Source organism: Streptomyces silaceus (assembly GCF_001419745.1).
Classification (GTDB): Bacteria; Actinomycetota; Actinomycetes; order Streptomycetales; family Streptomycetaceae; genus Streptomyces; species Streptomyces silaceus.
Map to the genome: position 1 here is coordinate 1 of NZ_LIRJ01000051.1, position 24,358 is coordinate 24,358.

Sequence of the window (24,358 nt, forward strand, 5' to 3'; positions counted from 1 at the left end):
CCCGCCTGGCTGGCGGCGGGCGCCGCCCTCGGCGTGCTCGGGCTGCACCGCTGGGCGTCGCGGGAACCGCGCCGGCTCTCCCGCGCCGTGGGCGTGCTGCGCCTGGCCTGGGCCGTGCCGCTCGTCCTCGTACCGCTGTATCCGCTCGCGCCCTGGCTCTTCGACCTCGCGCTGCCGCTCGCCGCCATCGTCGGCCTCTCGCTCAACGCGTACGCCCGCACCCGCGACCGGCGTGACCTGCGGTTGTGGGGGCTCACTCTCTTCGTCTGCGTCCTGTCACTGTTCTGGGCCGTGTCCGCGTACGCGGAGATCGCGGGCCGGGGGCGCGCCGAACTGACCGAGCGGACCGTCCACGACGGATTCCCCGCCGTCACCGTCTTCAGCGACAAGGACCTGATGATCCGCGGCGGCGGCAGCTGCTACCGCAAGGTGACGACCAAGGGAAGCCGGTACGCGTACGAGTACGCGGGGCTGCGCCTGTTCCACGTCTCCGGTGACCGCGTGTTCCTCGTGCCCCGCGACTGGACGCCCCAGGACGGCACCCTCTACGTCCTCAAGGAGAACGCGGGCCGGCGCGTCGACCTGATCAGCGGGGCGGGGAACCGGGCGCGGGAGTGCCGTGGCTAAGGGGGCGCACTCGTGCGGGCGCCTGCCCCCACCGGCCTTCCCCGAGCCTCTCCCAGGGGATCCGACGCGGGGATTCCGCCGCTAGCGTGAGCCGTTCAGGCCACAGCAGGCCTTGTCGTGCGGGTGCGTCTCCCCGCCGCGTGTGTCCGGGCGGGTGGCCGTGGCTCCGTGCGGCAGGAGGCCGTCATGACCACAGAGCTCGAAGTCCAGGTAGTCCCCGTCGCGCCGTTCGAGCGGGACGTCAGCCGGATCCGCAAGGCCCTCCTTGATCACCCCTCCGTCACCAAGGAGCTCGGCGGGGCACGGGCCCGCGTGCTGTCCCTGGTGCCGGAGCCGGAGGCCCGCAAGAGCGAGGAACCGCAGCCCTCGTACCGGTTCACCGCGCAGATCTACGACTACGACGAGGAGCGGGTCCTCGCGGTCAGCGGCGACCTGCGCGACGCGGACCCGCGCGACCCCCGCGAACTGGCGGTCGAGACGTTCGTCGCCCAACCGCTGCCCACCGCAGAGGAGTTCGCGGCGGCGGTCGCCGTCGTCGGTGAGGACTCCCGCTACGGCGACGCGATCCGCTCCCGGCAGCTCACGACGTTCCGTCCCATGCCCGCGCTCGTGGAGTACGAGGACCTGGACGGCCGCGCCCGGCGCACCCTGGGCGTCGGGCTCCTGCGCGTCGACGACGACCACGTCCAGGTCGTGGCGGTGCTGATGTCCGAGCGCCGGGTGCTGCACGACCTGGACGAGCACCTGCCCCACGGGGCGGCGCGGTGCGAGCCCACGGCACCCGACGACCGCTGCGCGGCCACCGGGACGGCCGGACAGGTCGATGTGACGGTCACCCAGGGCGGACAGACCCTGTGGCAGCTCCAGGTGGTGCGGCCCGCCGCGTCGTCGGGCACCAACGGCTCGGGGGTGGAGTTGCGGCACGTCCGCTACCGCGGCCGCACGGTGCTCTACCGCGCCCATGTGCCGATCCTCAACGTCGAGTACGAGCGGTCCACCGCGGGCGGCTGCGGACCCACCTACCGCGACTGGCAGAACTCGGAGGCCTGCTTCCAGGCGGACGGCCAGACCGTGGCACCGGGGTTCCGGGTCTGCCCGCAGCCCGCCCGGACGATCCTCGACACCGGGACCGACGCGGGCAACTTCCGCGGTGTCGCGGTCTACGTCCTGGGCCAGGAGGTGGTCCTGGTCAGCGAGATGATGGCGGGCTGGTACCGCTACGTGAGCCAGTGGCGGCTGCACAGCAACGGCACCATCCGGCCCCGCTTCGGCTTCGCCGGGGTCAACAACCCCTGCACGTGCCGCGAGCACCGCCACCACGTCTACTGGCGCTTCGACTTCGACGTGGGCGGCGCCGCGCCCAACGTGGTGGAGGAGTTCAACGACCCGCCGCTCGCGGTGGGCGGGAGCAACTGGCACACCAAGTCCTGGGAGATCCGCCGCCCCCGCGACCCGGCACGCAACCGGCGCTGGCGGGTGCGGAACACCTCCGGAGGCCAGGCGTATCACCTGACCCCCGGTGCCGACGACGGCACCCAGGACGCGTACGGCGTGGGCGACCTGTGGGCGCTGCGCTATCGCTCGACCGAACTCGACGACGGCCAGAACTTCGCCACCGACCCCCAGCTGACCCGGGCCCGTCTCGACTCCCTGCGCACCCCCGCGGAATCCCTGCTGAACACCGACGTGGTGCTCTGGTACGCGGCGCACTTCACCCACGACGCCGCGCACTCCCACGGCCACGTCCTGGGCCCCGACCTCACCCCGGAGAACTGGTGACCGGCTGATCCCCGGGGCGGCGCCCCGGCATCTCTTACAGGGCTTTGTCATTGCTCTGCCACTCCCCTGAAACGCGCCCGGCAAGGTCGTCCTCGCAGCCGAGAGACGAAGGAGCGGGGCGATGACGAACAAGAGCAGGGCGCGGCGCGCGGGACTGGTCGTGGGCCTGATGGCACTGGTGGCATCGGCGCTGCCGACGGTCGCGGCGGCCGCGCCTGAGGTCAGACCGCAGGCGGCCCCCGCGTGGTGCCCGACGGTCCCCGGGCACGACGTCGACTGCGGCTCGATGGACCGCCCGCTGGTCGCGGGCAAGCCGAAGCTCGGCACGATCAAGGTGAGTTACGCGGTCGTGCGGCACAGCGGGCCGGGCGCGGCCAAGGGCACCGTCGCCGTCAACCCGGGCGGGCCCGGTGAGGTCGCGATCGACCGGGCCGAGATGTTCGCCCCGGCCCTGGGCGGCCTGCTGAAGAGCCATGACCTGCTGCTCGTCGACCCGCGCGGCACCGGGCGTTCCGAGCGGCTGCCGTGCGGGGTGACCGACGCCGAGTACCGCTTCGGCACGCGGGCCCAGCAGCGGGCCGCCGTCGAGCGGTGCGCCCGCAACCTCGGGCCCAGGGCCGCCGCGTACACGAGCGCGGCCACGGCGGACGACATCGACGCCGTGCGCGCCCGGCTCGGCGTGCGCCAGTTGAGCCTCTACGGGCTGTCGTACGGCACGTATCTGATGCCGGTGTACGCCTCCCGCCACCCCGAGCGCGTGCGGAACATCGTGCTGTCCGGGGCCTATCCGCTCGGCTTCGACCCGCTGGTGCGGCCCAGCGCCCAGGCGGTCTCCCTCTCCCTGCGGCGCGTGTGCGAGCGCGGTGTGCCCGCGGTGTGCGACGGGAAGCAGGCCGTCGCCGACCTCGCCACCACGGCCGCACGGCTGCGGGCCCGCCCGATGACCGTGCCGATCGCCACCGACCACGGCACGTACAAGGAGCGGTTCACCGAGGGCAAGCTCGCCAACCTCCTGTTCGAGGCGGCCAGCCGCGAGGCCGGCATGGAGCCGACCGAGCCCTCCCTGCTCGGGCATCTGCCCCACGCGCTCGACCGTTTCGTGAAGGGTGACACGGGACCGCTGCGCACGCTGGTCCAGGAGGACGGCGCCTCGGGCAGCACGGAGGACCAGGCCCCGTACGTGGGCGTCGTCTGCAACGACTACCGCACGGCCTGGTCGAAGGACGCGCCGCTGCCGGTGCGGCTGCGGCAGTACCGGGCGGCCCTGGCCGGAGCCGGGCCGGGCGCGCACGGGGCGTTCAGCGCCCGGGGCTTCAACGAAGGGCCCACGGACGGCGGGGACGTGTGCATCGGCTGGCCCCGCGAGAACGCCCCGCGCCCGCAGCCCACGCACCCGAAGCTGCCCGACGTCCCCGTCCTGGTGCTCTCCGGCGACCTCGACGCCAACACCCCGGACGCCAACGGCAAGGCGGCGGCACGGCAGTTCACCCACAGCCGCTTCTTCTCCGTACGCAACGTCGGCCATGTGCCGGAGCTGGAGCAGACCGGCTGCGTCACCGGGGTGTCCACGCGCTTCATCCGCACCGGTGAGCCCGGCGACACGTCCTGCCTGCGAACGCTGCCGCCCCTCGCGGTGACGCCGGTCCGCGGCTGACGGGCCGGTGCCGTGACCGCGTCCGCCACCGACGAAGATGATCACATGACAGAAGAAACGGGACACGGCAGGACGGTGCTGGTCGTCGAGGACGATCCGGGCGTGCGCAGCACCCTGGACCAGCTGCTGCGCTTCGAGGGCTACCGGGTGCTCCAGGCCGGCGACGGCCTGGAGGCCCTCGGCCTCCTCGAACGGGAGCGGCCCGACCTCGCGGTGGTGGACGTCGTCATGCCGAAGCTCGACGGCCTCGGGCTGTGCCGGATGCTCCGCAGGCGCGGCGACCGCATGCCCGTCCTTGTCCTGACGGCCCGTCACGAGGTCGGTGACCGGGTCGCGGGCCTGGACGCGGGCGCCGACGACTACCTGGCCAAGCCGTTCGCCACCGAGGAGCTCTTCGCCCGCATACGCGCCCTGCTCCGGCGCACCGAACCGGTGGAGGGCACGGGGGCGCTCGCGGTGGCGGACCTCACCCTGGACCCCGAGGCGCGCCTCGCGTTCCGGGGCACGCGTCAACTGGACCTGACGAAGACCGAGTTCGACGTGCTGGAGCTGCTCCTGTGCCACCCGGGCACGGTCCTCACGCGGTCCCAGATGTACGAGCGCATCTGGGGCTTCGACTTCGACACCACCTCCCGGTCCCTCGACGTCTACATCGGCTATCTCCGCCAGAAGACCGAGCAGGGCGGCGAGCCCCGGCTGATCCACACCGTGCGCAGCGTCGGCTACACCGTCAGGGCCGCGTGATGCTGCGTACGAGAATCACGGCCGTCGTCGTCGGGGCCGCCGCCCTCGCGATCGCCCTGGCGGCCGTCATGTCGTACCGGGGCGTGAGCGGTCTGGTCGCCGACGAGCTCGACCGCGGGCTCGACGACCGCTCCGACACGGTGGTGACCCTGCTCGCCGCCGGCCTGACGCCGCCGCCCCGGGCGGACATGGTCGAACAGGTCGTCTCCGCACGGGGGTCCGTGCGCCGCCTGTCCTCCGACGGCCCGGAGCTGCCGGTGTCGTCGTCGGCCCTGCGGGTGGCTCGGACGGGGCAGGGCGAGAGCCGCAGGGACGTCGTCGTCTCCGGCACCGAGTACGGCACCCTGACCCGGCCGCTGCCCGGTGGCGGCGCGGTCATGGTCGGCCAGAGCTATCAGGGAGCCGCGCGCGTCGACGACGCGTTCCTGTGGCGCATCTCCTGGACCACGGCGGCGGCCATCGCCCTGTCCGCACTGCTCAGCTGGATCGTGCTGGGCCGGATCCTGCGGCCGGTCCGTCAGCTGGCGCGCACCACCGGCGAGATCACGGCGACGCAGGACCTGGCCACCGCGCTGCCGCCCGCCGGCGAGGACGAGATCGGCCAGCTGACCCGCAGCTTCGAGGCGATGCTCTCGGCGCTGCGCCGCTCGCGCGCGCAGCAGCAGCAACTGGTCCAGGACGCCAGCCACGAACTGCGTACCCCGCTGACGTCGGTGCGGGGCAGCGCGGAGCTCCTCCAGCGGGCGCGCGGCCGGCTCGAACCGAAGGACGAGGAGCAGATCCTCACCACGCTGGTCACCGAGACGGCGGCGCTCGACGCACTCGTACGCGAACTCGTCGAGCTGGCCACCGACCGCCACACGGACGAGGAGCCGTCCGCCGTCGACCTGGCAGCCCTGGCCGAGGACTGCGCCCACCGCCACCGCGTCCGCACCGGCCGCGCGATCTCGGTCGTCACGGACGAGCCCGCCGAGGTGCGGGCCCGCCCCCGCGCGCTGGAGCGCTGCGTCGACAACCTCCTCAGCAACGCGGTGAAGTTCAGCCCCGAGGGCACGCCGGTCACCATCCGTGTCGCGGGTCGCCGGCTCGCCGTGCGCGATCAGGGTCCCGGCATCGAGCGGTCCGAACGCGACGCCGTCTTCGACCGCTTCCACCGGAGCCCCGGCACGCAGGGCACACCGGGCTCGGGCCTGGGCCTCGCGATCGTGCACGACATCGTCACGGCGCACGGCGGCACGGTCTTCGCCGACGCCGCGCCCGACGGGGGCGCGGAGGTGGGCTTCGTACTGCCGCCCGAAGGTCGCCGCCGCGTGCGCTAACGGACCGTGGCACGTATCTGCCCATGGAACGTACCTGTCTATGGCACGTATCTGCCACGGATCTGCCACGAGCAGAGGGCTGGGCGCGGTCAGCGGGCGACCGCCAGGGTGGAGGGATGCCAAAAGAAGACGACCTCACCGAAAGCCTTCGCACGGCCGAACGGCGCCTCCAGGCCGCCCAACTGGCCTCGGACGTCGCGACGCTGGCCGAGCTGATCGACGACGCGGGACGGTTCACCGGGCCGGACGGGAATCTGTACTCGAAGCAGGACGACCTCCGCGCGCATGAAAGCGGCGTGCAGAGACTGACCCGGCTCGTGGAGGAGGAACTCCACGCGCTGGCCACCGGGCACACCGGCATCACCTGGCTCCTCGGCGCGCTGGAGGGTTCCTTCGGCGGACGGCCGTTGGACGCCCGGGTGCGCTACACCCGGACCTGGGTCCGCGACGGGAACGGATGGAAGGTCGTCGCGGCACACGCCACGTTCGTCACCACCGTCGCCTGATCCCCACTTCGCCGGGGCGATGTGCCGAACCTCCCGCATCGTCCCAGGCGATCTGGCTACGCTTCCCCCGCGGCCGGGTGCGGACGCGTCCGCACTGAGCGTCGGGGGATCCATGACGGCTGAAGTCCGGGTCGAGACGGTGGTGTGGGAGGCGGGCAGCCGCCAGATCTCCACCCGCGTGCGCACGAGCGAGGCGCTCCATGAGCGTGCGGCCGAGCTGGAGGAGGCCATCGCGCAGGCCTCCTCCATCGCGCAGGAGTCCCTGGCGCGGGTGCCCCGGCGAGACGGCTGGCAGGTGTCCGCCATGGAGGTGACGTTCGGCCTGACGCTGGCCGCGGAGGCGGGGGTGATCCTCAGCAAGGCGTCGGCCGAGGCGTCCTTCGGCGTCACCCTGACCGTGGAACGGGTCCCGGACGAACGGTTCCCGAACCAACAGGTCCCGAACCAACAGGTCCCGAACGAACGGGTCCCGGACGAACGGGTCCCGGACGAACGGGTCGTCGCGCGAGACGCGGAGAACCCACCCGGGGGGCGGGACACCGAGCATCGGGCCCAGGAACCGGAGGCGGAGAACCCGTGACGGACGCGGCCTACTGGGTCGAGCTGCACGCGTCCCGGCAGCGGCTGGGCGCGGGCTTCCTGCTCACGCGCCGTTTCGTCCTCACCGCGCTCCACTGTCTGCGCGGCCTGCCCGCGGCGGACGCGCCGCTGGACATCGTCCTGCCGGACGGCAGCACGCTCTCGGGCCGGGTCTGCGAGCAGGACAAGGGCGCCGATCTCGCGCTGGTCATGATCTCTTCCGGCTGCGAGGTGAAGGTGCCCGTCCCCCGGGCCGGCATCGCCTTCAGCGGGGACGCGTGGTTCGGCCCCTACCGTCCCGCGCGCATGGAGGCACAGCTCAGCGGCCGCGTCGACCACGGCGCGGCGCGGTACCAGTGCGAGGGCGGAGCCGTCGTCGAGGCACTCCAGCTGACGGTCGAACAGCAACTCGGCGACTACTCGGGCTACTCCGGAGGACCGGTGGCCGCCGGCAGGCCCGGTGACGAGGACGCGACCGTCCTCGGCATCCTGCTGGAACAGCTCCCCCGGCGGGGACCCACGGACGAAGCGGCGAACGTGCTCTTCGGCGCCACCGTCCGCGAGGCCATGAGCCGGTTCGACCACTTCGACGTGGAGCACCTCATCGACGTGCTGCGGCCGGGCAGTTCGCCGCCTTCCCGGGTGCGGCCGGACCCGGAGGACACGCCCGGCCCACGCTCCACCGTCGCGTCGGCCGCCGCGTCGGTCGACGCGTGGTTCCGGCAGATCGACCTCTGGGCGAGTCAGCGGTCCTTCAGTCCGGCGCAGGTCGCCGACCTCAAGTTCTCGGCCGCCAAGACGGCCATCGAGGGCCAGTTGGGGAAGGACTCGGCATGACCGACGACTGGCGGCGGGCGATCGCGGACGCCGAGGGCGCGCTGCGCGGCGGGGCACAGGAGCGCGGGCGCGTCACGGCGACGGTGGCCGCGTTGTGCCGTGACCCCGACGTGCTGCGCCACCCGGTCATCGGCAGGGATGTCGCGCGCCTGTCGGCGCTTCTCGATGCCCTGGGGAACGGGGACGAGGCGCGGGCCCTCATCGAGCACGTGGTGTCCCGACTCCTGTGGGATCCGCAGGCGTTGGCGCTGTCGACGGACACCAGGAACGAGCTGGCCGTCGTCCTGTCGGAACGCGACTGCCTGTCGGCGGCCGTCACGGTCCTGTCGACGGCCGTGGCCATGGACCCGCACGCGTCCGGGGCCATCGACCCGCACGCGTCCGGGGACGCGGCGGCCCCCGCCGACGCCCGTACGCTGGCGAACCTCGCGGCGCTCCGCCTGCGCATGGGGCACCTGTCGGCGGCCCGGGACCTCGCCACCCGGGCCTCGGACACGCTGGACGACCTGGACGATGCCGCGCGACGGCAGGAACGGCACGTACGACGACACGAAGTCCGGCTGCTGACGCAGACCGTGCTCTGCGAGGTGAGCCGCCGCCAGGGCGACCACGCCGCCGCGGACCACATGCTGGACGCGCTCGACCACACCGTCCGGCAGGTGGTGCGCGGTCTCGGCAGTGATCATCCGGCGTCGCTCTCCGCCGTGGTCGCTCTCGCCACGGCCGAGTTCGCCTCGGCGGCCGCGGCGGACGACCGGGAGCGCATGGAGCGGTCGACCGACGTGCTCGCCGCCGCCGCGCAGAAGGCCGCCGCCACCCTGGGCTCCCGCCATCCCGTGAGCCTGACGAGTGCGGACGCCCTGGCCTCGGCCGAACTCCGCCTCGCCGACCGGGGGAGGCGGGACCGCACGGCCCCCGCCCAGGCCTCGGACGCTACGGAGGCGGCGCAGGCCCCGGCACGTACGGCCGCGCCCCGGCGGGCCTCGGCCGGCGAGCGGCACGGGCTCGCGCGGCCCGTTCCTCCCGCGACCACGCTGGCCACGGCTCCGCAGCCGGCCCCGGCGAGGCGCTCCGGGCAGCCGCGCAGGGCACGCAGGCCGGGCAGCGCGAGCATCAGGGAGGTGGCCGCCGCCGCCGGAGTCTCCATCGCCACCGCCTCCGACGCGCTCAACGGCAGGGGCAGGCTCCCGGCAACCACCCGCCGCCATGTCCATGAGGTCGCCGACCGGCTCGGCTATCGCACCACGTCCGCCGCCCGGACCCTCCGCGCCGGGGCGTCGGGCCTGATCGGCTTCACGATGGCGACGTACGGGAACGAACCCTTCACCTTCACCGAGTCCGGGTACTTCGCCGAGCTGGTCCGCGGCGCCACCTCGGCGGCGCTCGCCCGCGAGTACGCCCTCGTCACCATGCCCACGGCTTCGCGGCACGACCTGTGGTCGAACGTCACCCTCGACGGCATGGTCGTCGTCGACCCGCCCGACGGCTCCCCGGACGTGGCCGAACTGGTCCGCCAGGGAATGCCGGTCGTCTCCGTGGGGCGCCCGCCCGGCGCGCTCGCCGTGACCGGCTGGGTCGGCAACGACCACGAGGCAGCCGTGCGCGAGGTCCTCGACCACCTGTCCTCCGCCGGCGCCCACCGCGTCGGACTGCTGACCGGCACGTCGACCGACGCGTACACACGCCTGTCGACCGCCACGTACCTGTGGTGGTGCGCGCAGGTCGGCCAGGAGCCGGTGTACGAGGCCTATCCGGCGTACGACGCCGTCGCGGGAGCCGTCGCCGCCGACCGTCTGCTCGCGCGCCCGGACCGCCCGGACGCCGTCTTCGGGCTGTTCGACACCAATGGCACCGATCTGCTCGCGGCCGCCCGCCGTCACGGGCTGCGGGTCCCGCAGGACGTGCTCCTCGCCTGCTGCAGCGATTCCGGGGCGTACGACCGCACCGAGCCGCCCGTCACCACGCTCTCGCGGAAGCCCCTCCGTGTCGGCGCCGAGGCGGTCGAGCTCCTCATCAACGCCGCCGAAGGGGCCACGTCGCGGCAACCGTTCCAGCGGATCGTCCCGACCACGCTCTTCCCGCGCGCGTCGTCGCGGGCGGTCGAATGACGGAAGGCCGTCAGCGGCAGAACGCCCGTGTATCGCCATCCGATCTTGATCACGGCTAAGTTGTCCGACATGAGCAACCTTGACCGGCAGGCAGTCCCCTCGCAGTGCGGCGGACGTGGCTTCGTCGTCGCCGAGCCCGTCCGTGAACTGCTGAGCCCGCGCCGCGTACAGCTCGGCGAAGGCACCGAAGTGCGTCGGCTGCTGCCGAACCTCGGCCGCCGCATGATCGGCGCATGGGCTTTCGTCGATCACTACGGCCCCGACGACATCGCCGACGAGCCCGGCATGCAGGTGCCGCCGCATCCGCACATGGGCCTGCAGACCGTGAGCTGGCTGCACGAGGGCGAGGTGCTCCACCGCGACAGCACCGGCAGCCTCCAGACGATCCGCCCCCGCGAACTGGGCCTGATGACGTCGGGGCGGGCCATCTCCCACTCCGAGGAGAGCCCCGCGTCGCACGCCCGCTTCCTGCACGGCGCGCAGCTCTGGGTCGCCCTGCCCGACGCCCACCGGAACACGGACCCCACGTTCGAGCACCACGCCGAACTGCCGAAGGTGACGGCCCCTGGCCTGGAGGCGACCGTGATCCTCGGCGACCTCGACGGCGCGGCCTCCCCCGGAACGGCGTACACACCCATCGTCGGCGCCGACCTCACCCTCACCGCCGGCGCGGAGGCCCGCCTGCCGCTCGTGCCCGACTTCGAGTACGGCGTGCTGTCCATGTCCGGCGAGGTGCACGTCGACGGTGTCCCGGTCCTGCCGGGCTCGATGCTGTACCTCGGCTGCGGCCGCGCCGAACTGCCGCTGCGCGCCGCGTCCGACGCCTCGGTCATGCTCCTCGGCGGCGAGCCGTTCGAGGAGGAACTGATCATGTGGTGGAACTTCGTGGGCCGCACGCAGCAGGAGATCGAGCAGGCACGCGAGGACTGGATGACGGGCACCCGCTTCGGCGAGGTAAAGGGCTACGACGGCGGCCCCCTGGCCGCCCCGACCTTGCCGCCGGTACCGCTGAAGCCGCGGGGACGGGTGCGCTGAGCCGGGGATACGGACGGACCCGTGGAGCCTCGGGACCGATGCTGACTCCCGGGCGCACGGCGTGAGCTCCAGGTCGAGAGGCGTGAGGCGTGAGGCGTCCACGGCAGGACGGCGACGAGTTATGGGGACTCGGCAAAGGCAGCTTCGTCGCGGCTGACCGCGTTGGCGAGTTGAACGCGTCACTGGACGCCCGGCTTGCTGAAGACCACCCATGGGTGCGTGCCGACCCTGTTGATCGACACGCCCCCCTCGGCCGCGGCGGAGCGGTTGGAGTGACCGACCGCGATGAACCATGACCTTCCCCCGGCCACTACGTCATGGAGAAGGGCGCAGTCGTCGTGAAGTGACGTGTCCGTCGGCCTGGGCGCCAGCCGCTTCATGCGGGCGCCCACGAAGCCGAGGACAGTAGGTGGCCATGCGATGTCGATCAAACTGCGCCGGCACACGATCAAACTCCACTGACACAGAGCAGTCACCCCGCACCCACGATCCGACAGAACCCAGGGCCACGGGCGCAGGACCGGACTCGCCCCGGCACGAGAGCAATGCGCGAACAACCGCGACCTCACGCCCTGGGAACCCCATGCCCCAGCGTTCGCGGTGCCTGGTCAGGTCTGGTGCAGGGCGTAGGCGAGGCCGTCGTCAATGCTGTCCTCCAGGCCCGTGCGGAAGGCGGTCTCGTACGCGGTGCCCCCGATGGCCGCTCGTGTCCGCTGTTCGCAGGCTGCGCGGGCGGCGACGCGTTCGGGGATGCCCACCTGCGGGCGGCCGAGGGTGTCCCAGATCTGCTGGCCGAAGCCGAGGAGCCGGGCCGCCTCCTCGCCCCGGCCGCTGGCGACGGCCACTCCGGCGAGCAGGTCGACGGTCATGGCTGTGCCGAGGCTGTCGTGGAGCAGGGCCTGGCCTTCCAGGGCTGCGCGGGCGTGTGCGGCCGCCTCGTCCGGTCGGCCGAGAGCCTGTGCCGCCAGCGCCCGGATGTAGTCCGCCAAGGCGCGAGCCCATCGATCGCCGAACCGGGCGCACTCCGCGTGCACGGCGTCGGCCGCCGCAGCGACATCCGCGAACTCCGCCAGGGTGACGTGGAGAAATACCCGGCCCAACCAGGCCAGCAGGCGCCCCTCGGCATAGGCGCTGCCGTGGTCTTGGGCATACGGTGTGGCGTCGAGCAACGCGGCGGCCTCTGCGGGCTTGCCGCGCAGCACCAGGGCGGCACCGGCGAGGTAGGCGGCGGCGGGCAGCATGGCAGGGGTGCCCGCCGCCTCGGCGTCCGCCCGGAACACTTTCCCCAGCCGGGTGATGGCGTCGACATCTCCCTGCGCGACGGCGGCGATGCCACAGGCCCACACCGCCTTGCTGCGCGCCGGTCCCTGGGCCGGGTACTGCTGCAGGGCCCGGTCGAGATAGTGGCGGCCTTCCCGAGCGAAGCCGCAGGCGAACCAGAAGAACCACAGTGCCCCGCCCAGCTCCAGGGCGGTGTGCCCGTCCTCTCCCTCGCCCAGGCAGAAGTCCAGCGCGGCACGGAAGTTGGCGTGCTCGGCAGATGTACGTTCGTACCAGGCAAGTTGGTCCGGCCCCAGCCAGGCGGCGTCCGCCCGCAGGGCGAGCCCCCGGTAGTGGATCCGGTGGCGGCAGCGCAGCTCGTCTTCCTCGCCCACGCGGCGCAGCCAGCCTGCGCCGTACTCGCGGAGGGTGTCCAGCATCCCGTACCGCGCACCACCTGCGGTGAGGCGCCAGGTCAGGATCGACTTCTCCACCAGGGCGGCGAGGAGCCCCTCGACACGGTGCTCCGGCAGATGCCCATCGGCACACACCGCGCGGGCCGCCTCGGCGTCGAAGGTCCCGGCGAACACCGACAGCCGCGCCCACAGGAGGCGCTCGGCCGGGCCGCACAGCTCGTGACTCCAGCCGATCGCGGTCCGCAGGGCCTGGTGCCAGGGCGGGTCGGCCTCGTCCACCACCGCGTCGGTGTCCCCCAGGACGGCGAACCGATCGTCCAGGCGCGCGGTCAACTCCTTGACGGTCCACTCGCCCAGGCGTGCCGCGGCCAGTTCGATGGCGAGGGGGAGGCCCTCCAGGCGGCGGCTCAACGCGACCAGGCCCGCCACATCGCTGCCGCCGGCCCCGACCTCGGGGGCGGTCCGCGCGGCGCGCTCGGCCAACAGGACCACCGCGTCCGCCCGGTGGGCCGCGGGGTCCCCGGGCCTCGGCACCGGAAGTGGCTCGACGGTGAGCACCACCTCGCCGGGGACGTGCAGGGCACGGCGGCTGGTGGCAAGGATCCGCAGGCCCGGCGCGGCCCGCAACAGCGCCGGAACGATCAGCGCGCAGGCGTCGGCCAGGTGCTCACAGGTGTCCAGGACCAGCAGCAACTCCCGGTCCGCCAGATAGTCGGCCAAAACCTCGAGCATCAGCCGGGTCGTCTGGTCGGCAAGCGGCAGTGCCTCGGCGATGGTGTGCGGCAGCAGGGTGCTCTCGCGCAGCGGCGACAGTTCCACCAGCCACGCTCCGTCCCGGAAAGCGGGCTGCAACGCGTCCGCGGCCGCCAGTGCGAGCCGGGTCTTGCCCACCCCGCCGGCCCCCGTCAGCGTGACCAGCCGCGAATCCCCCGCGAACAACTCCTGGATCTCGGCCAGTTCCGCACGACGGCCCACCATCAGTGCCTTCACCGCCGGCAGGTTGCCGGCCCGCCGCTGCTCAACGGACACGATCGCCCTTCCCACCCGACCCAGCACGCCACCGGGCGTCGCGGTACTCAATCTTCTCGCTCCCACCCGCGCCACACAGAGCAGAAGAGAAAGTGCCCTGTAATGCTCTATGAAGCCCTGTACCGCCAGAAGCGGGCTGAGGTGGCAAGGACGGCGTAGCGGTGCCAGTTCGCGGGTGGCATCCACTGGGATGTGCGGGTCCTCAGCCGGGGCCCGGGACCGTCAGGTGCGGTGGGGGCGAGGGAAGGGGCCGCTGTTCGGGGGGCCGGTGAGGATGAGCCGGGCCAGGTCGGTGATCTTCATCTGGTGGGAGCGGGCATGGCGGCGCAGCAGGTCGAAGGCGTTGTCGGGGGTCAGGTCGAGGCGTTCGGCCAGGAGGCCTTTGGTCTGCTCGATCAGGACGCGGCTGTCGAGGGCGGTCTCCAACTGGCGGTTGCGGGCGCGCAGGTCGGCCAGGGCGCGGTGGCGGGCCAGGCCCAGGGCGGCGGCATGCGCCAGTATCCGACTGGTGCGGAGCTGGCCGGGGCCAAGGGCGCGGTGTTGGTGGAAGAGGTTGAGGACGCCCAGGGTCTGGTTGTGGAGCTGGAGCGGCAGAGCGGTGGCGGCGGTGTAGCCGGCGGCCAGGGCCTTTGGGCAGAAGCGGGGCCAGCGGGTGCGGCAGTGCGGATGGGCCAGGGGCAGGTCGGCGGCTGGTTTTCCGGTGCGCAGGGCATCGAGGCAGGGGCCTTGGGCCAGGTCGAGCTCGGCCTGCTCCAGGCGCCGCGCGCCAGGACCGGAAGCGGCCAGGACGGCGGGTCGGCTCTGGCCGTCGGGCAGCAGCACGCCGCTGGCCTGCACACCGTCAAGGCGGTCGGTGTGCGCGATCAGCCGGTGCGGCACGGCCGACTCGTCCGGGCCGCGCTCAGGGGCACCGGCCAGGTCCAGTACGGCGAGCAGGACCTCATTGTCGGGGTTCGAAGGAGGGCCGGTCATGGGGATCGCCTCGCTGGGGCGCCCCCGGCGGGGGGGGCGTTCGCGGATAAGGATGTGCAGAGCGGGTATCCCGGCCGGGCGGCTGCCATGCCCCGCAGTAGATGCACCGGTGTGCGCCCGGGTGCGCCCCGTACGCCCCCAGGGCCCTCCCGGTGCATACATGACACGTCCGGGGCGGAGGGTGAGGATAGTCCGCGCCATCCGCTCCCCGCTTACTGCCGCCGCCCGGCGGCCCGGGGAAGGACGCGTCCCATGGTTCGTGTGCTGGTCATCCACGATGAGGCCCTCATCCGCTGTGCCCTGGTCGGACTGCTGCGCCAGCAGCCGGGCCGGACGATGGATGCCATCCCGTGGGCCGCCGCAGTGCGCACCGCGCGACTGGACGGAGGATCGGATGTCCTGGGCGCTGGCCCGGGAGAGCAGCCACTCCGGAACGTGGGTGTGATCGCCGGTCTCCCACATGACGGTGAAGAGCTTCGAGCCCCTGCCACGGTTCCCGACCGGACGCCCCGGTTCGCGCTGGCCCGCTGGATGTACCAGCGGGCCTGGACCGACTCCGAGCGCCGAACCCTGCTGTTCGACCTGGCCACCAAGCACCTGAATGCCGACTCAGCCGTGATCACCGGCTACAAAGCTGCCCGGAACTGCTCCTGAGTCACACTCAGAAACTATCCGACACCGCACTCGCTGCTGGCCGCGCGCCGGCCGAGCACGGCTTCGCCCACCCCAAGAACTGGCGGGGCGTCAGCAAGATCCGCGCCGAACCGAACCGGGCGACTGCCCTGGCCCGGGCCCTGCTGGTCCTCAAGAACCGCGAAGTCCAACGCTGCCCAATGATCTTCGAGGAAGAAGTCATCCGCCCACGGCCAGCACGAGCGCCCCGAACCTCGCGCAGTCGATGTACCTCGACGGTGGTGCTCAACCAACGATCGGGGTTTCGGTGGTGTAGAGGAAACGGGTCAGGGAGCGGTCGAGGAAGTTCTCCTCGTCGGCGGCGACGGTCGTGGTGAAGATGTCGGAGGTGAACCAGCGGGTGGCGTCGGCAACGTCGTCGAACCAGACCTCGACGACGCCGTCGTAGTAGAAGCTGCGTATGCCGGGGATCGCGTCGTTGGTGGGTAGAAGCAGGACATGGCGCCGGACCGGTACCGCTCCGTCTGTCACGCTCGCGATCAGCGGCAGGTGCTTGTGCGTCCAGTACTCCACGAACTCCTCGTGGGTCAGGTCCGCGCGCCGGGTCAGGAAGATGCTGATCTTGATCACGGAACTCCTCAAGTCAGGTTTGACCTTCCTCAGTAACTCCTATGCTACGCACGCGCCTTGCGCGGCGGCCGGGCGACGGCGGAGAGCCCGAGACGCAAGGCAACCCGGTCGGGAACCCGTTGTGTCACCCGGCGGCCCCCTGGCCGCCCCGACCCTGCCGCCAGTGCCGCTGAAGCCGCGGCGACGGGTGCGCTGAGCTGGGGACATGGCCGAGCGGCGCGGCGCGCCAACCGCGGGTCGTGGGTCGGCGACAGGCACACAGCCACCGAGTAGGAGGACGTCCCCGCCCCGGACGGGAATTCTCCTTCATGAGCGGGGTGGTGGCGTGGGGCGGACGGCAAGGTGGTCCTGGAGTTCACGATGGCGAACTGCCATGCCGTCCCGGACACGCGCAGGATGCCGAGTGCGTAGCAGTCGTCAAGGAAGCTCCCCAGCCGCCACGGCAGCTTCCTGCGTGTGTGCAGAAGGAGCGCGAAGTACCGCAGGGTCGCGGAACCGCCCGCGACGGGGAAGCTGAAGATGAAGCACCCGATCACCAACCCGATGAAGGAACTTGCCAGGTAGTTGACCACCCCCAGCTCTGTTCCGAAAATGACGTCGTAAGCGAGCCGCCTCGCGAACTCGGGCGCGAGTATGACCCAGACCGCTGCCACGGGTCCGAACACGACGGCACTCGGCCAGCAGGGCGTGTTCAGGCAGCACGGTGTCGGCCGGGCCCGCCGCCACCGACTCCAGGGCGGAGAGGACCGGCTGCCAGCGGGCCCGGCTCCGCTCCGTGCAGGCGACGCGCTGCGACAGATAGCGGTGTCTGAAGGGCCCGGATTCCCGCCCACGCTCCCTATGCCCCGAGGACCACGCCCACCAGGCTGGGCAGGAGGGCCAGTACCGCCGCCGAGTCGGAAACTCCCTTCGCCTCCGACAGCGCACGCACCGTCCACCACAGGCCCACCAAGCACACCGCAACGCTGAACACCACTGCCGAGACTGCCCCGACACGCCCCGGACGCATCATGAACACATCCTGCCTCAGGGAACGGTCACAGGTCTCCGGGTCAGTGAAGCGACCGTTGACGTCACCCCGAACCCTCCACGAACCACCCCGAACTCCCGATGTGACCCACATCACTCCCCCGGCGGCGAACTTCGGGCGTTCGCCCGCATCCCGTAGGTGTCAGGCCACCCGGCAGCCGAACAAGGTCGGCTGCCGCCCCGATCAAGGGAGTTGGTGCACGGTGAGCAACACACCCGAAGGGCGTCCCCAGGCACGCAACGTCGTCCTCGTCCACGGCGGGTTCGTCGACGGGTCGGGATGGAAGGGGGTGTACGACCTGCTGCGCGCCGACGGGTACGAGGTGCGGATCGTGCAGAACCCCACGCTCTCCCTCGACGGCGATGTCGCCGCCACCCAACTCGTCCTGGACACGCTGGACGGGCCCACGGTGCTGGTCGGGCACTCGTACGGCGGCGCCGTCGTCACCGAGGCGGGGCTGCACGACAACGTGACGGCCCTCGTCTACATCGCCGCGTTCGTGCCCGACAAGGGCGAGTCCGTGAACACACTGATCGCCGACCCGCCGCCCGGCGCCCCCGTCCCGCCCATCCTGCCTCCCGTGGCGGGGCTCCTCCATCTCGACCGTGACAAGTTCGCCGCGTCCTTCGCGGCCGACCTGCCGCCCGACGAGGCCCAGTTCCTCGCAGACTCCCAAGTCCCCTGGGGAATCGGCGCGTTGGAAGGGGCCGTGAGCCATCCCGCCTGGCAGAACAAGCCCAGCCACTACATGATCAGCACGGGCGACCGCATGATTCCGCCCCCGGCCCAGCGCATCATGGCGGAGCGGGCCGGCGCGACCATCGTCGAGACCGACGCCAGCCACGCCGTCTACGTGTCCAAGCCCGCCGAAGTCGCCGCACTGATCAAGCAAGCGGCAGGCTGACGAATCCGGCATACCGGCTTACGCTACGCACAGCTCCGCCCGGGACCGGGCACCACTTCGCTCCCGGGCGGCACCCGGTCCGCGCCCACCCCGGGAGGTGCCCGCCATGAGGCCGATCCAGCCGCTGACCGACGCACAGCTCACCCTGCGCGCCCAAGCCGGAGAGACCGGAGCCCTCGGACTGCTCCTCGCCCGCCACCAGGCCTCGATGCGGGCCGTGGCGCTGCGCCTGCTGGGACACGGCCCCGATGCGGAGGACGTCGTCCAGGACGCGGCGCTGACCGCGCTGCGCCGCATCGGCGACGTACGCAATCCAGCCGCCGTGGGCGCGTGGCTGCGCGCCATCGTCCGCAACAACGCGCGGATGCACCTGCGTGCCGACCGCGAGGTCCCGGGAATCGACGGCCTCGACCACCTCCACCCCCATCGGGACGAGCACGCACACGACACCTGTGAACACCTCGTCGAACAGCACGCCTTGCGCGACTGGATCTGGGACGCCATCGCCGAACTGCCGCCCAAGCTGCGCCTGGTGGTGATGCTTCGCTACTTCACCAGCACGACCTCGTACGAAGAGATCGCCACCGCCTGCGACATCCCCATGGGCACCGTCCGCAGCCGGCTCAGCCAGGCACGCGCGAAACTGGCCCGACTCCTCCTGCGGAGCGCCACAGAAACCCACGACGACGCAGTCCGCCGTACCGAGGCCAGCGGGCAAGAAGCCCTGACCACCCTCAAGAGAGGGAGAGCGGAGCCCTACCCCGGGCCATCGGCGAACTGTGGCCCGCGCAGGGCGAGATGGTCCGCTGACTCGACCACGCGGGCGAGCACGTCCACCCCATTCCCGTCATGCGCGCCTCCTGGAGGACGGCGTACGCCAGCACCTGCACCGCGTAGTCGCCGGAAGGGCCATCGGCATCCGGAAATGACCGTCATCAACGCCTAGGACCTACCGATGCACTGCCCTCCGTCTCTGACCTGGCTCATCCTCCGCCACGACGGACGCGTGGAGCAGCTGCGCATCGTCCACCCGAAGATCCCGGCGGTGCGGTCCCCTTCGCTGTGACGTGGTGCCCGCACCCCTTGAAGCGCAGTCGCTCTCCTGTTGCGACGCCTGCACCAGCCGGTCTTCGCGAGGGCGGGCCCGGGGTTGTCGCTCATGCCGCTGTCCACTGCGGCCGCCGGTGCGCTGGACGGACACGACGCGATGAAGCCCGATTCCGGCGGGTCCGCCGATGCCCGGCTGCTCTCCGCCCCCCCCAGGAATCAGGCAGCGGTGCGCTGCGACGCCACGCTCACCGCGCTGCCCGTCGCGTAGTGCACGTACTCGCGGACCAGCCGGAATCCGGCCGTCCAGGCGAGCAGGCGGCTCGACCGGTTCAGGACCGAGCAGTTCCAGCTCGGAAGATGGCCGCGGTCACGGATGTCGGCGGTGAGCGCGGTGACACAGGCCAGGCCGAGGCGGTGGCGGCGTCGGTCGGGGACAGTGAACACCGCGACGTCCTCGTACTGCCTGCCGCGGAAGAAGGTGCAGGCGATCGCGAGCAGTCGGCCGCCCTGGTCGGCGGCGGTCCAGGCGTGTCCGGAGGCGGCGAGCCCCAGCGGGCCACCCCAACTTCCGCTGATCCAGTCCGCGTCGGTACCCAGGGCGACGAGGCCGTCGGTGTCGGCTGGTTCAAGGCGGCGTATGTGGATGCCGCGCGGCGGCCTGCAGGGCCGCGCCCGAACCTGCTGGGTCCAGACCATGCGCTCCCACGGTGTGACCTGGTCAAACGCGGCGTTCAGGAGCGGCAGGAAGCGGGCCGGTGCGTCGACGTGGTGGTGCGCGAGCGGCGCGAGGGACGCCGGTGTGAGCCCTTCCGTCGAGCCGCGCAGCACGGTGTGGCCCGCGCAGGTGACGGCGATCGCGCCGCGCTGTCGAAGGTGGTCGGCCCACCACTGGCCATGGCCGGTGACCAGGGCGTGCTCCCCGACGATCGAGGGTCCTGGAACGCCCGCCGGAAACCAGCGGGCGAGGGCGGGAAGTTGGTGAGGCGCGATCTCGATCATGGGAACCTCGTCGACACTCGTGGGGATACGAAGTCGGGGGTGCGCGGCGATGCCCCGCACCCCCGAACCGGGTCAGTTCAGAGCGGCCTTGCCGGCACGACCGACCAGCAGGTCCGCCAGCTTGTTGAGGCGCCTGACGGTGCGGTCCTCCTGCGCGGCCGGCGCCGGCTCGACCCGCTCGCCGCGGTCGTAGTAGGCACCGTTGACGATTTCCACGGCCGGGTCGCAGAGCCGGAGCACATGGGCCGCGCCCTCGGCCGGTGTCACGCCGTCGTTGGCGTAAAGCGGCAGGAGCGCGGTGTCGCAGACGCCGGGGTGCACGGAGACGGCGGTGACCCTCGGGTCCGCCGCGAACACCGTCAGGGCCAGCTGCGACTGCGCGTACGCGGCCAGGCGCGAGTAGCGGCGGGCCCGGTTGGGGTCGCTCCACTGGATGTTGGCGGTGCGGTGGAGCGAGGACGAGACGTTGACGACGCGGCCGCCCGGGTCGGTGGTGAGGGCGGGCTCCAGGAGGCAGGTCAGCAGGTAGTGGGCGAGGAAGTTGACCTGGAAGGCGATTTCGTTGCCGTCGGTCGTGAGGGTGTGGCGCTCGGGGGCGGCCATGCCCGCGTTGTTCACGAGGACGTTCAGCCGAGGGTGCTCGCGGACGACCTTGTGGGCCAGGGTCTCGACCTCGTCGAGATGGGCGAAGTCCGCCGCCAGACCGCATAGTTGGGCTGCCCGGATGTCGGCCGACGTCGCGACCAGACGGTCGGCTGCCGCGCTCACGTCCTCCGCGGTACGGCCGTGCAACAACACCGTCGCACCACGCTCCGCGAGCAACCGGGCGGTCTCGTGGCCGATGCCGGAGGTGGCACCGGTCACGAGAACGGTGTGGCCGAACAGGGATTTTTCGGGCATGGAAGGTCCAAGGGTTTGAGTACGCCGCGCCTACAGGGCGGGATGTACGGAGACAGAGATGGGAACGGGGCGCCGCATGGATCACGGCGCCCACGGTGAGATCGGCGAACAGGTCAGCGTGGTGCGGACGTTCGCGGACAGCGGGGAGCGCGACGGAGGCCCGTATGGGGCGGCCGGTCGAGCAGGTTCCACGCGCTGTTCACGACGTCCATGGAAGCGGGTGCGGCCAAGCCGGGCAATGACGCCCCGTGTTTCCATACGGCGCCCTGATGGGTGACTGCCCGTCAGCCGAGGCCGGGGACCGCCGACACGGCCAGGTCTATCAGCTTGATACCGGCGAACGGGAGGACCAGGCCGCCGAACCCGTACACGGCCAGGTTGCGGCGCAGAAGCTCGTGGGCCGAAGCCGGGGTGTAGCGGACGCCGCGCAGGGCCAGCGGAATCAGGGCGATGATGATCAGCGCGTTGAAGATGATCGCCGAGGTGATGGCGGACGTGGGGCTGCTCAGGCCCATGATGTTGAGGTGCTTCAGGCCCGGGTACGCGCCCGCAAACATGGCCGGGATGATGGCGAAGTACTTCGCGACGTCGTTCGTGATGGAGAAGGTGGTCAGCGCGCCCCGGGTGATGAGGAGTTGTTTGCCGATCTCGACGATCTCGATGAGCTTGGTCGGGTTCGAGTCGAGGTCGACCATGTTGCCGGCCTCTTTGGCGGCCGACGTACCCGTGTTCATCGCGACACCGACGTCCGCCTGGGCGAGCGCCGGGGCGTCGTTCGTGCCGTCACCGGTCATGGCGACGAGCTTTCCGCCCGCCTGTTCCCGCTTGATCAGTTCGAGCTTGTCCTCCGGCTTGGCCTCCGCCAAGTAGTCGTCCACACCGGCCTCCTGGGCGATGGCGTGAGCCGTGACCGGATTGTCGCCGGTCACCATGACCGTCCTGATGCCCATGCGGCGCAGCTGGGCGAATCGCTCGCGGATGCCGTCCTTGACGACGTCCTTGAGGTGAATGGCCCCGAGAACCCGCGGACCGTTCCCGTCGTGCACGGCCACGAGCAGTGGCGTACCGCCGGATGCGGCGATGGCATCGGTGCACTGCCTGGCCTGGGACGGCACGGCACCGCCGCGCAGCGACACCCAGTCCATCACCTGGCGCGCCGCGCCCTTGCGGATGGCGCAACCGGCGCCGTTGCCCCACCGCAGGTCCACGCCACTCATTCGGGTCTGCGCGCTGAAGGGCACGTACGTCGCGTGTTCCAGTTCGCCGTCCATCGGCTCGCGCAGACCGAATCTCTGTTTCGCCAGGACGGCCACCGAGCGGCCTTCAGGTGTCTCGTCCGCCAGGGAGGACAACTGCGCCGCGTCCGCCAGGTGCAGCTCCTCGACGCCCGGCATCGGTACGAACGCGGCGGCCTCACGGTTGCCGAGGGTGATGGTTCCGGTCTTGTCGAGCAGCAGGGTGCCGACGTCGCCGGCGGCCTCAACGGCCCTTCCGGACATGGCCAGTACGTTGCGCTGCACCAGGCGGTCCATGCCCGCGATGCCGATCGCGGAGAGCAGCGCGCCGATCGTGGTCGGGATCAGGGTGACGAGGAGCGCCACGAGTACGGTCGTCGTCTGGGGCGCCGACGCGTACGCGGCCATCGGCTGGAGCGTCACCACCACCAGGATGAAGACGATCGTCAGGGCCGCCAGCAGGATGTTCAGCGCGATCTCATTGGGGGTCTTCTGCCGGGACGCTCCCTCGACCAGGGCGATCATCCGGTCCAGGAAGGAGTGCCCGGGACGGGCGCTGACCCGCACCACAACGCGGTCGGACAGCACGGTCGTACCACCGGTGACGCCACTGCGATCGCCGCCGGCCTCCCGGATCACCGGGGCGGACTCGCCGGTCACGGCCGACTCGTCGACCGCCGCGACTCCGTCGATGACATCGCCGTCGGCCGGGATCATCTCGCCCGCCTCGACCACGACCACGTCCAGCGGCCCGAGTTCGGACGCGGCGACCGCCTCCGTCTCGGCGGTGCGCATGTTCGTGCCGTAGCTCCAGTGCCGCAGCCGCATCGCGACCGTGTCCGTACGCGCCTTGCGCAGCGCCTTCGCCTGCGCCTTGCCGCGGCCCTCCGCGACGGCCTCCGCGAGATTGGCGAAGATCACCGTCAGCCAGAGCCAGAGGCTGATCACCCAGCTGAAGACGGTGGGGTCGAACGCCGCGGAGAGCGTGGTCAGAGCCGCGCCCACCGACACCACGAACAGGACGGGGTTGCGGACCAGCGCCCGCGGATGCAGCTTGCGCAGCGCGTCCGGGAACGACCGCACCAGCTGTTGCGGATCGAACAGGGCGCTGGGCAACCAGCGTCGGGGCTCGACCGGCGGTGTGGGGCGAGGACGGGTGGGTGAGGCCTGCGGAGAAACGGCGGGTTGCATGGAGACCTTCGGCGCGAACGGATCGGGGAGTGGGGTGGCCGCCGGATCGGCGGGCGGGCTCGGCCGTCCGGAGAGGCGCCGTACGACTACGTTCGCGGAGGAAGGCCGGAAGCGGTTGTCGAGGGCGGCCGTGTCAGGCCACTGACGTCCGCGGCCTCTCCGGCGGCCGGGCGCCATGCAACCACGCCGAGCATGCGCGGTCCGGCGGGAAGTGAGGGAATTTGCGGCTCTCTGACGGCCTGTCCGGAGAGCGCGTCAAACGATCGTCAAGGGCGTACGTATGCGCGTATGAGGGCCGTCAACGCTAGGTGGATGCGGCCGGAACCCGTCGCAGAATGATCACCACGGGGGCGGGCGACGACCGTCCGTGACGTGACATTGGAGGGCGAGTGACCATCACCGCCGGAATGACGCGAAGCTCTGAAGCGGGGGCCGGAGCTGTAGCGACACCAGGTCACATGACGGTCGCCCCGCCTGCGGGTCCGCCCGGTCGAGGACACGAGGGGGTCGCGACCGGGCGGACCGCGCAGTTCCCGTTCTGCTCGTCGCGCGCTCCATCGCCCTGTCCGTCGTCGCCGCACAGTGCGAGACCGGGGGCGCCTGGCTGGTCCGACAGGGCATCAGCGAGCACAAGGGGCTGGATCTGGATCGGCGGCGGCGTCATCGCTCTCGGTCTGTACGGGGTGCTGGCCACCCTCCAGTCCGACGGCAGGCCGGAATCCTCGCTGCGTACGGCGTCTACGTCGCCGGGGCGATCACTTGGGGCATGGTCGCCGACGGCTACCGCCCCGACCGCTTCGACGTCATCGGCGCACTGGTCTGCCTCGCCGGTATGGCGGTCATCCTGTTCGCCCCGCGCGGCCACGGAACGCCCGCGCGACTCAGGCGCATGCCCGGACCGGGCATCTCATGGCGATGGCG

At 71.8% G+C, this 24,358-nt stretch carries 19 protein-coding genes and 1 pseudogene; 14 read left to right on the top strand and 6 right to left on the bottom strand.

All coding sequences use genetic code 11. From position 1 onward, the window contains the following. The 10 genes from AOK22_RS05865 to AOK22_RS05910 all read left to right on the top strand — a co-directional run. The coding region (locus tag AOK22_RS05865; RefSeq protein WP_208606368.1) for a hypothetical protein at positions 1-627 on the top strand (627 nt) is incomplete at its 5' end. Positions 628-813: 186 nt separating this feature from the next. After that, positions 814-2,406, top strand: a complete 1,593-nt coding sequence (locus tag AOK22_RS05870) for a hypothetical protein (RefSeq protein WP_055697494.1) — start codon at positions 814-816, stop codon at positions 2,404-2,406. Positions 2,407-2,527: 121 nt separating this feature from the next. Then, positions 2,528-4,060: an alpha/beta fold hydrolase gene (locus AOK22_RS05875; protein WP_055697495.1), complete on the top strand. Its 1,533-nt coding sequence runs from the start codon at positions 2,528-2,530 to the stop codon at positions 4,058-4,060. Positions 4,061-4,105: 45 nt separating this feature from the next. Then, positions 4,106-4,804 (top strand): response regulator transcription factor, encoded by a 699-nt coding sequence (locus AOK22_RS05880; protein ID WP_055697496.1) that lies wholly within the window; start codon positions 4,106-4,108, stop codon positions 4,802-4,804. After that, positions 4,804-6,123: a HAMP domain-containing sensor histidine kinase gene (locus tag AOK22_RS05885; RefSeq protein ID WP_055697497.1), complete on the top strand. Its 1,320-nt coding sequence runs from the start codon at positions 4,804-4,806 to the stop codon at positions 6,121-6,123. Before AOK22_RS05880 ends, AOK22_RS05885 begins: the two co-directional genes overlap by 1 nt. A 116-nt stretch (positions 6,124-6,239) precedes the next feature. Further along, positions 6,240-6,629, top strand: coding sequence for a nuclear transport factor 2 family protein (locus AOK22_RS05890; RefSeq protein WP_055697498.1), 390 nt, complete (start codon positions 6,240-6,242; stop codon positions 6,627-6,629). Between the two features lie 112 nt (positions 6,630-6,741). Further along, entirely contained in the window at positions 6,742-7,209 is a 468-nt protein-coding gene (locus tag AOK22_RS42540) for a CU044_2847 family protein (RefSeq protein ID WP_244164699.1), read from the top strand. Next, entirely contained in the window at positions 7,206-8,045 is an 840-nt protein-coding gene (locus AOK22_RS05900) for a S1 family serine peptidase (RefSeq protein ID WP_055697499.1), read from the top strand. Before AOK22_RS42540 ends, AOK22_RS05900 begins: the two co-directional genes overlap by 4 nt. A 1,034-nt stretch (positions 8,046-9,079) precedes the next feature. Beyond that, positions 9,080-10,153 (top strand): LacI family DNA-binding transcriptional regulator, encoded by a 1,074-nt coding sequence (locus tag AOK22_RS05905; RefSeq protein WP_055697521.1) that lies wholly within the window; start codon positions 9,080-9,082, stop codon positions 10,151-10,153. Positions 10,154-10,222: 69 nt separating this feature from the next. Beyond that, on the top strand, positions 10,223-11,188 hold the full coding sequence (locus tag AOK22_RS05910; RefSeq protein ID WP_055697500.1) for a pirin family protein: 966 nt from the start codon (positions 10,223-10,225) through the stop codon (positions 11,186-11,188). Positions 11,189-11,796: 608 nt separating this feature from the next. Here AOK22_RS05910 and AOK22_RS05920 read toward each other — a convergent pair. Both AOK22_RS05920 and AOK22_RS41330 read right to left on the bottom strand, forming a co-directional pair. Beyond that, on the bottom strand, positions 11,797-13,893 hold the full coding sequence (locus tag AOK22_RS05920) for an ATP-binding protein (protein WP_157872182.1): 2,097 nt from the start codon (positions 13,891-13,893) through the stop codon (positions 11,797-11,799). A 222-nt stretch (positions 13,894-14,115) separates the two neighbouring features. Further along, the gene (locus tag AOK22_RS41330; RefSeq protein WP_055697502.1) at positions 14,116-14,865 is read right to left on the bottom strand and encodes a GAF and ANTAR domain-containing protein; all 750 of its coding nucleotides are present in this window, start codon (positions 14,863-14,865) and stop codon (positions 14,116-14,118) included. Between the two features lie 252 nt (positions 14,866-15,117). Between AOK22_RS41330 and AOK22_RS42130 the strand changes: the two genes are divergently transcribed. Beyond that, positions 15,118-15,519 carry a hypothetical protein gene (locus AOK22_RS42130; protein ID WP_055697503.1) on the top strand — a complete coding sequence of 134 codons (402 nt, stop codon included), beginning with the start codon at positions 15,118-15,120 and terminating at the stop codon, positions 15,517-15,519. Positions 15,520-15,783: 264 nt separating this feature from the next. On the opposite strand, the gene AOK22_RS05935 is transcribed toward AOK22_RS42130, so the two are convergent. Beyond that, positions 15,784-16,128: an EthD domain-containing protein gene (locus tag AOK22_RS05935; protein ID WP_055697504.1), complete on the bottom strand. Its 345-nt coding sequence runs from the start codon at positions 16,126-16,128 to the stop codon at positions 15,784-15,786. Positions 16,129-17,360: 1,232 nt separating this feature from the next. Between AOK22_RS05935 and AOK22_RS05945 the strand changes: the two genes are divergently transcribed. Together AOK22_RS05945 and AOK22_RS05950 are read left to right on the top strand one after the other, a co-directional pair. Then, positions 17,361-18,062, top strand: coding sequence for an alpha/beta fold hydrolase (locus AOK22_RS05945; RefSeq protein WP_055697506.1), 702 nt, complete (start codon positions 17,361-17,363; stop codon positions 18,060-18,062). A gap of 106 nt (positions 18,063-18,168) precedes the next feature. Next, the gene (locus AOK22_RS05950) at positions 18,169-19,008 is read left to right on the top strand and encodes an RNA polymerase sigma factor (RefSeq protein WP_107101866.1); all 840 of its coding nucleotides are present in this window, start codon (positions 18,169-18,171) and stop codon (positions 19,006-19,008) included. A gap of 320 nt (positions 19,009-19,328) precedes the next feature. On the opposite strand, the gene AOK22_RS05955 is transcribed toward AOK22_RS05950, so the two are convergent. From AOK22_RS05955 to kdpB, 3 genes are all read right to left on the bottom strand, one after another. Next, on the bottom strand, positions 19,329-20,111 hold the full coding sequence (locus AOK22_RS05955; protein ID WP_055697507.1) for a GNAT family N-acetyltransferase: 783 nt from the start codon (positions 20,109-20,111) through the stop codon (positions 19,329-19,331). 72 nt (positions 20,112-20,183) lie between these two features. After that, positions 20,184-21,011 (bottom strand): SDR family NAD(P)-dependent oxidoreductase, encoded by an 828-nt coding sequence (locus tag AOK22_RS05960; RefSeq protein WP_055697508.1) that lies wholly within the window; start codon positions 21,009-21,011, stop codon positions 20,184-20,186. Positions 21,012-21,295: 284 nt separating this feature from the next. Beyond that, positions 21,296-23,437 (bottom strand): potassium-transporting ATPase subunit KdpB, encoded by a 2,142-nt coding sequence (gene kdpB, locus AOK22_RS05965; protein ID WP_055697509.1) that lies wholly within the window; start codon positions 23,435-23,437, stop codon positions 21,296-21,298. 556 nt (positions 23,438-23,993) lie between these two features. Between kdpB and AOK22_RS41335 the strand changes: the two are divergent. Continuing rightward, positions 23,994-24,287, top strand: a pseudogene (locus AOK22_RS41335) (YnfA family protein); the annotation flags it as partial. Positions 24,288-24,358: the final 71 nt, after the last annotated feature.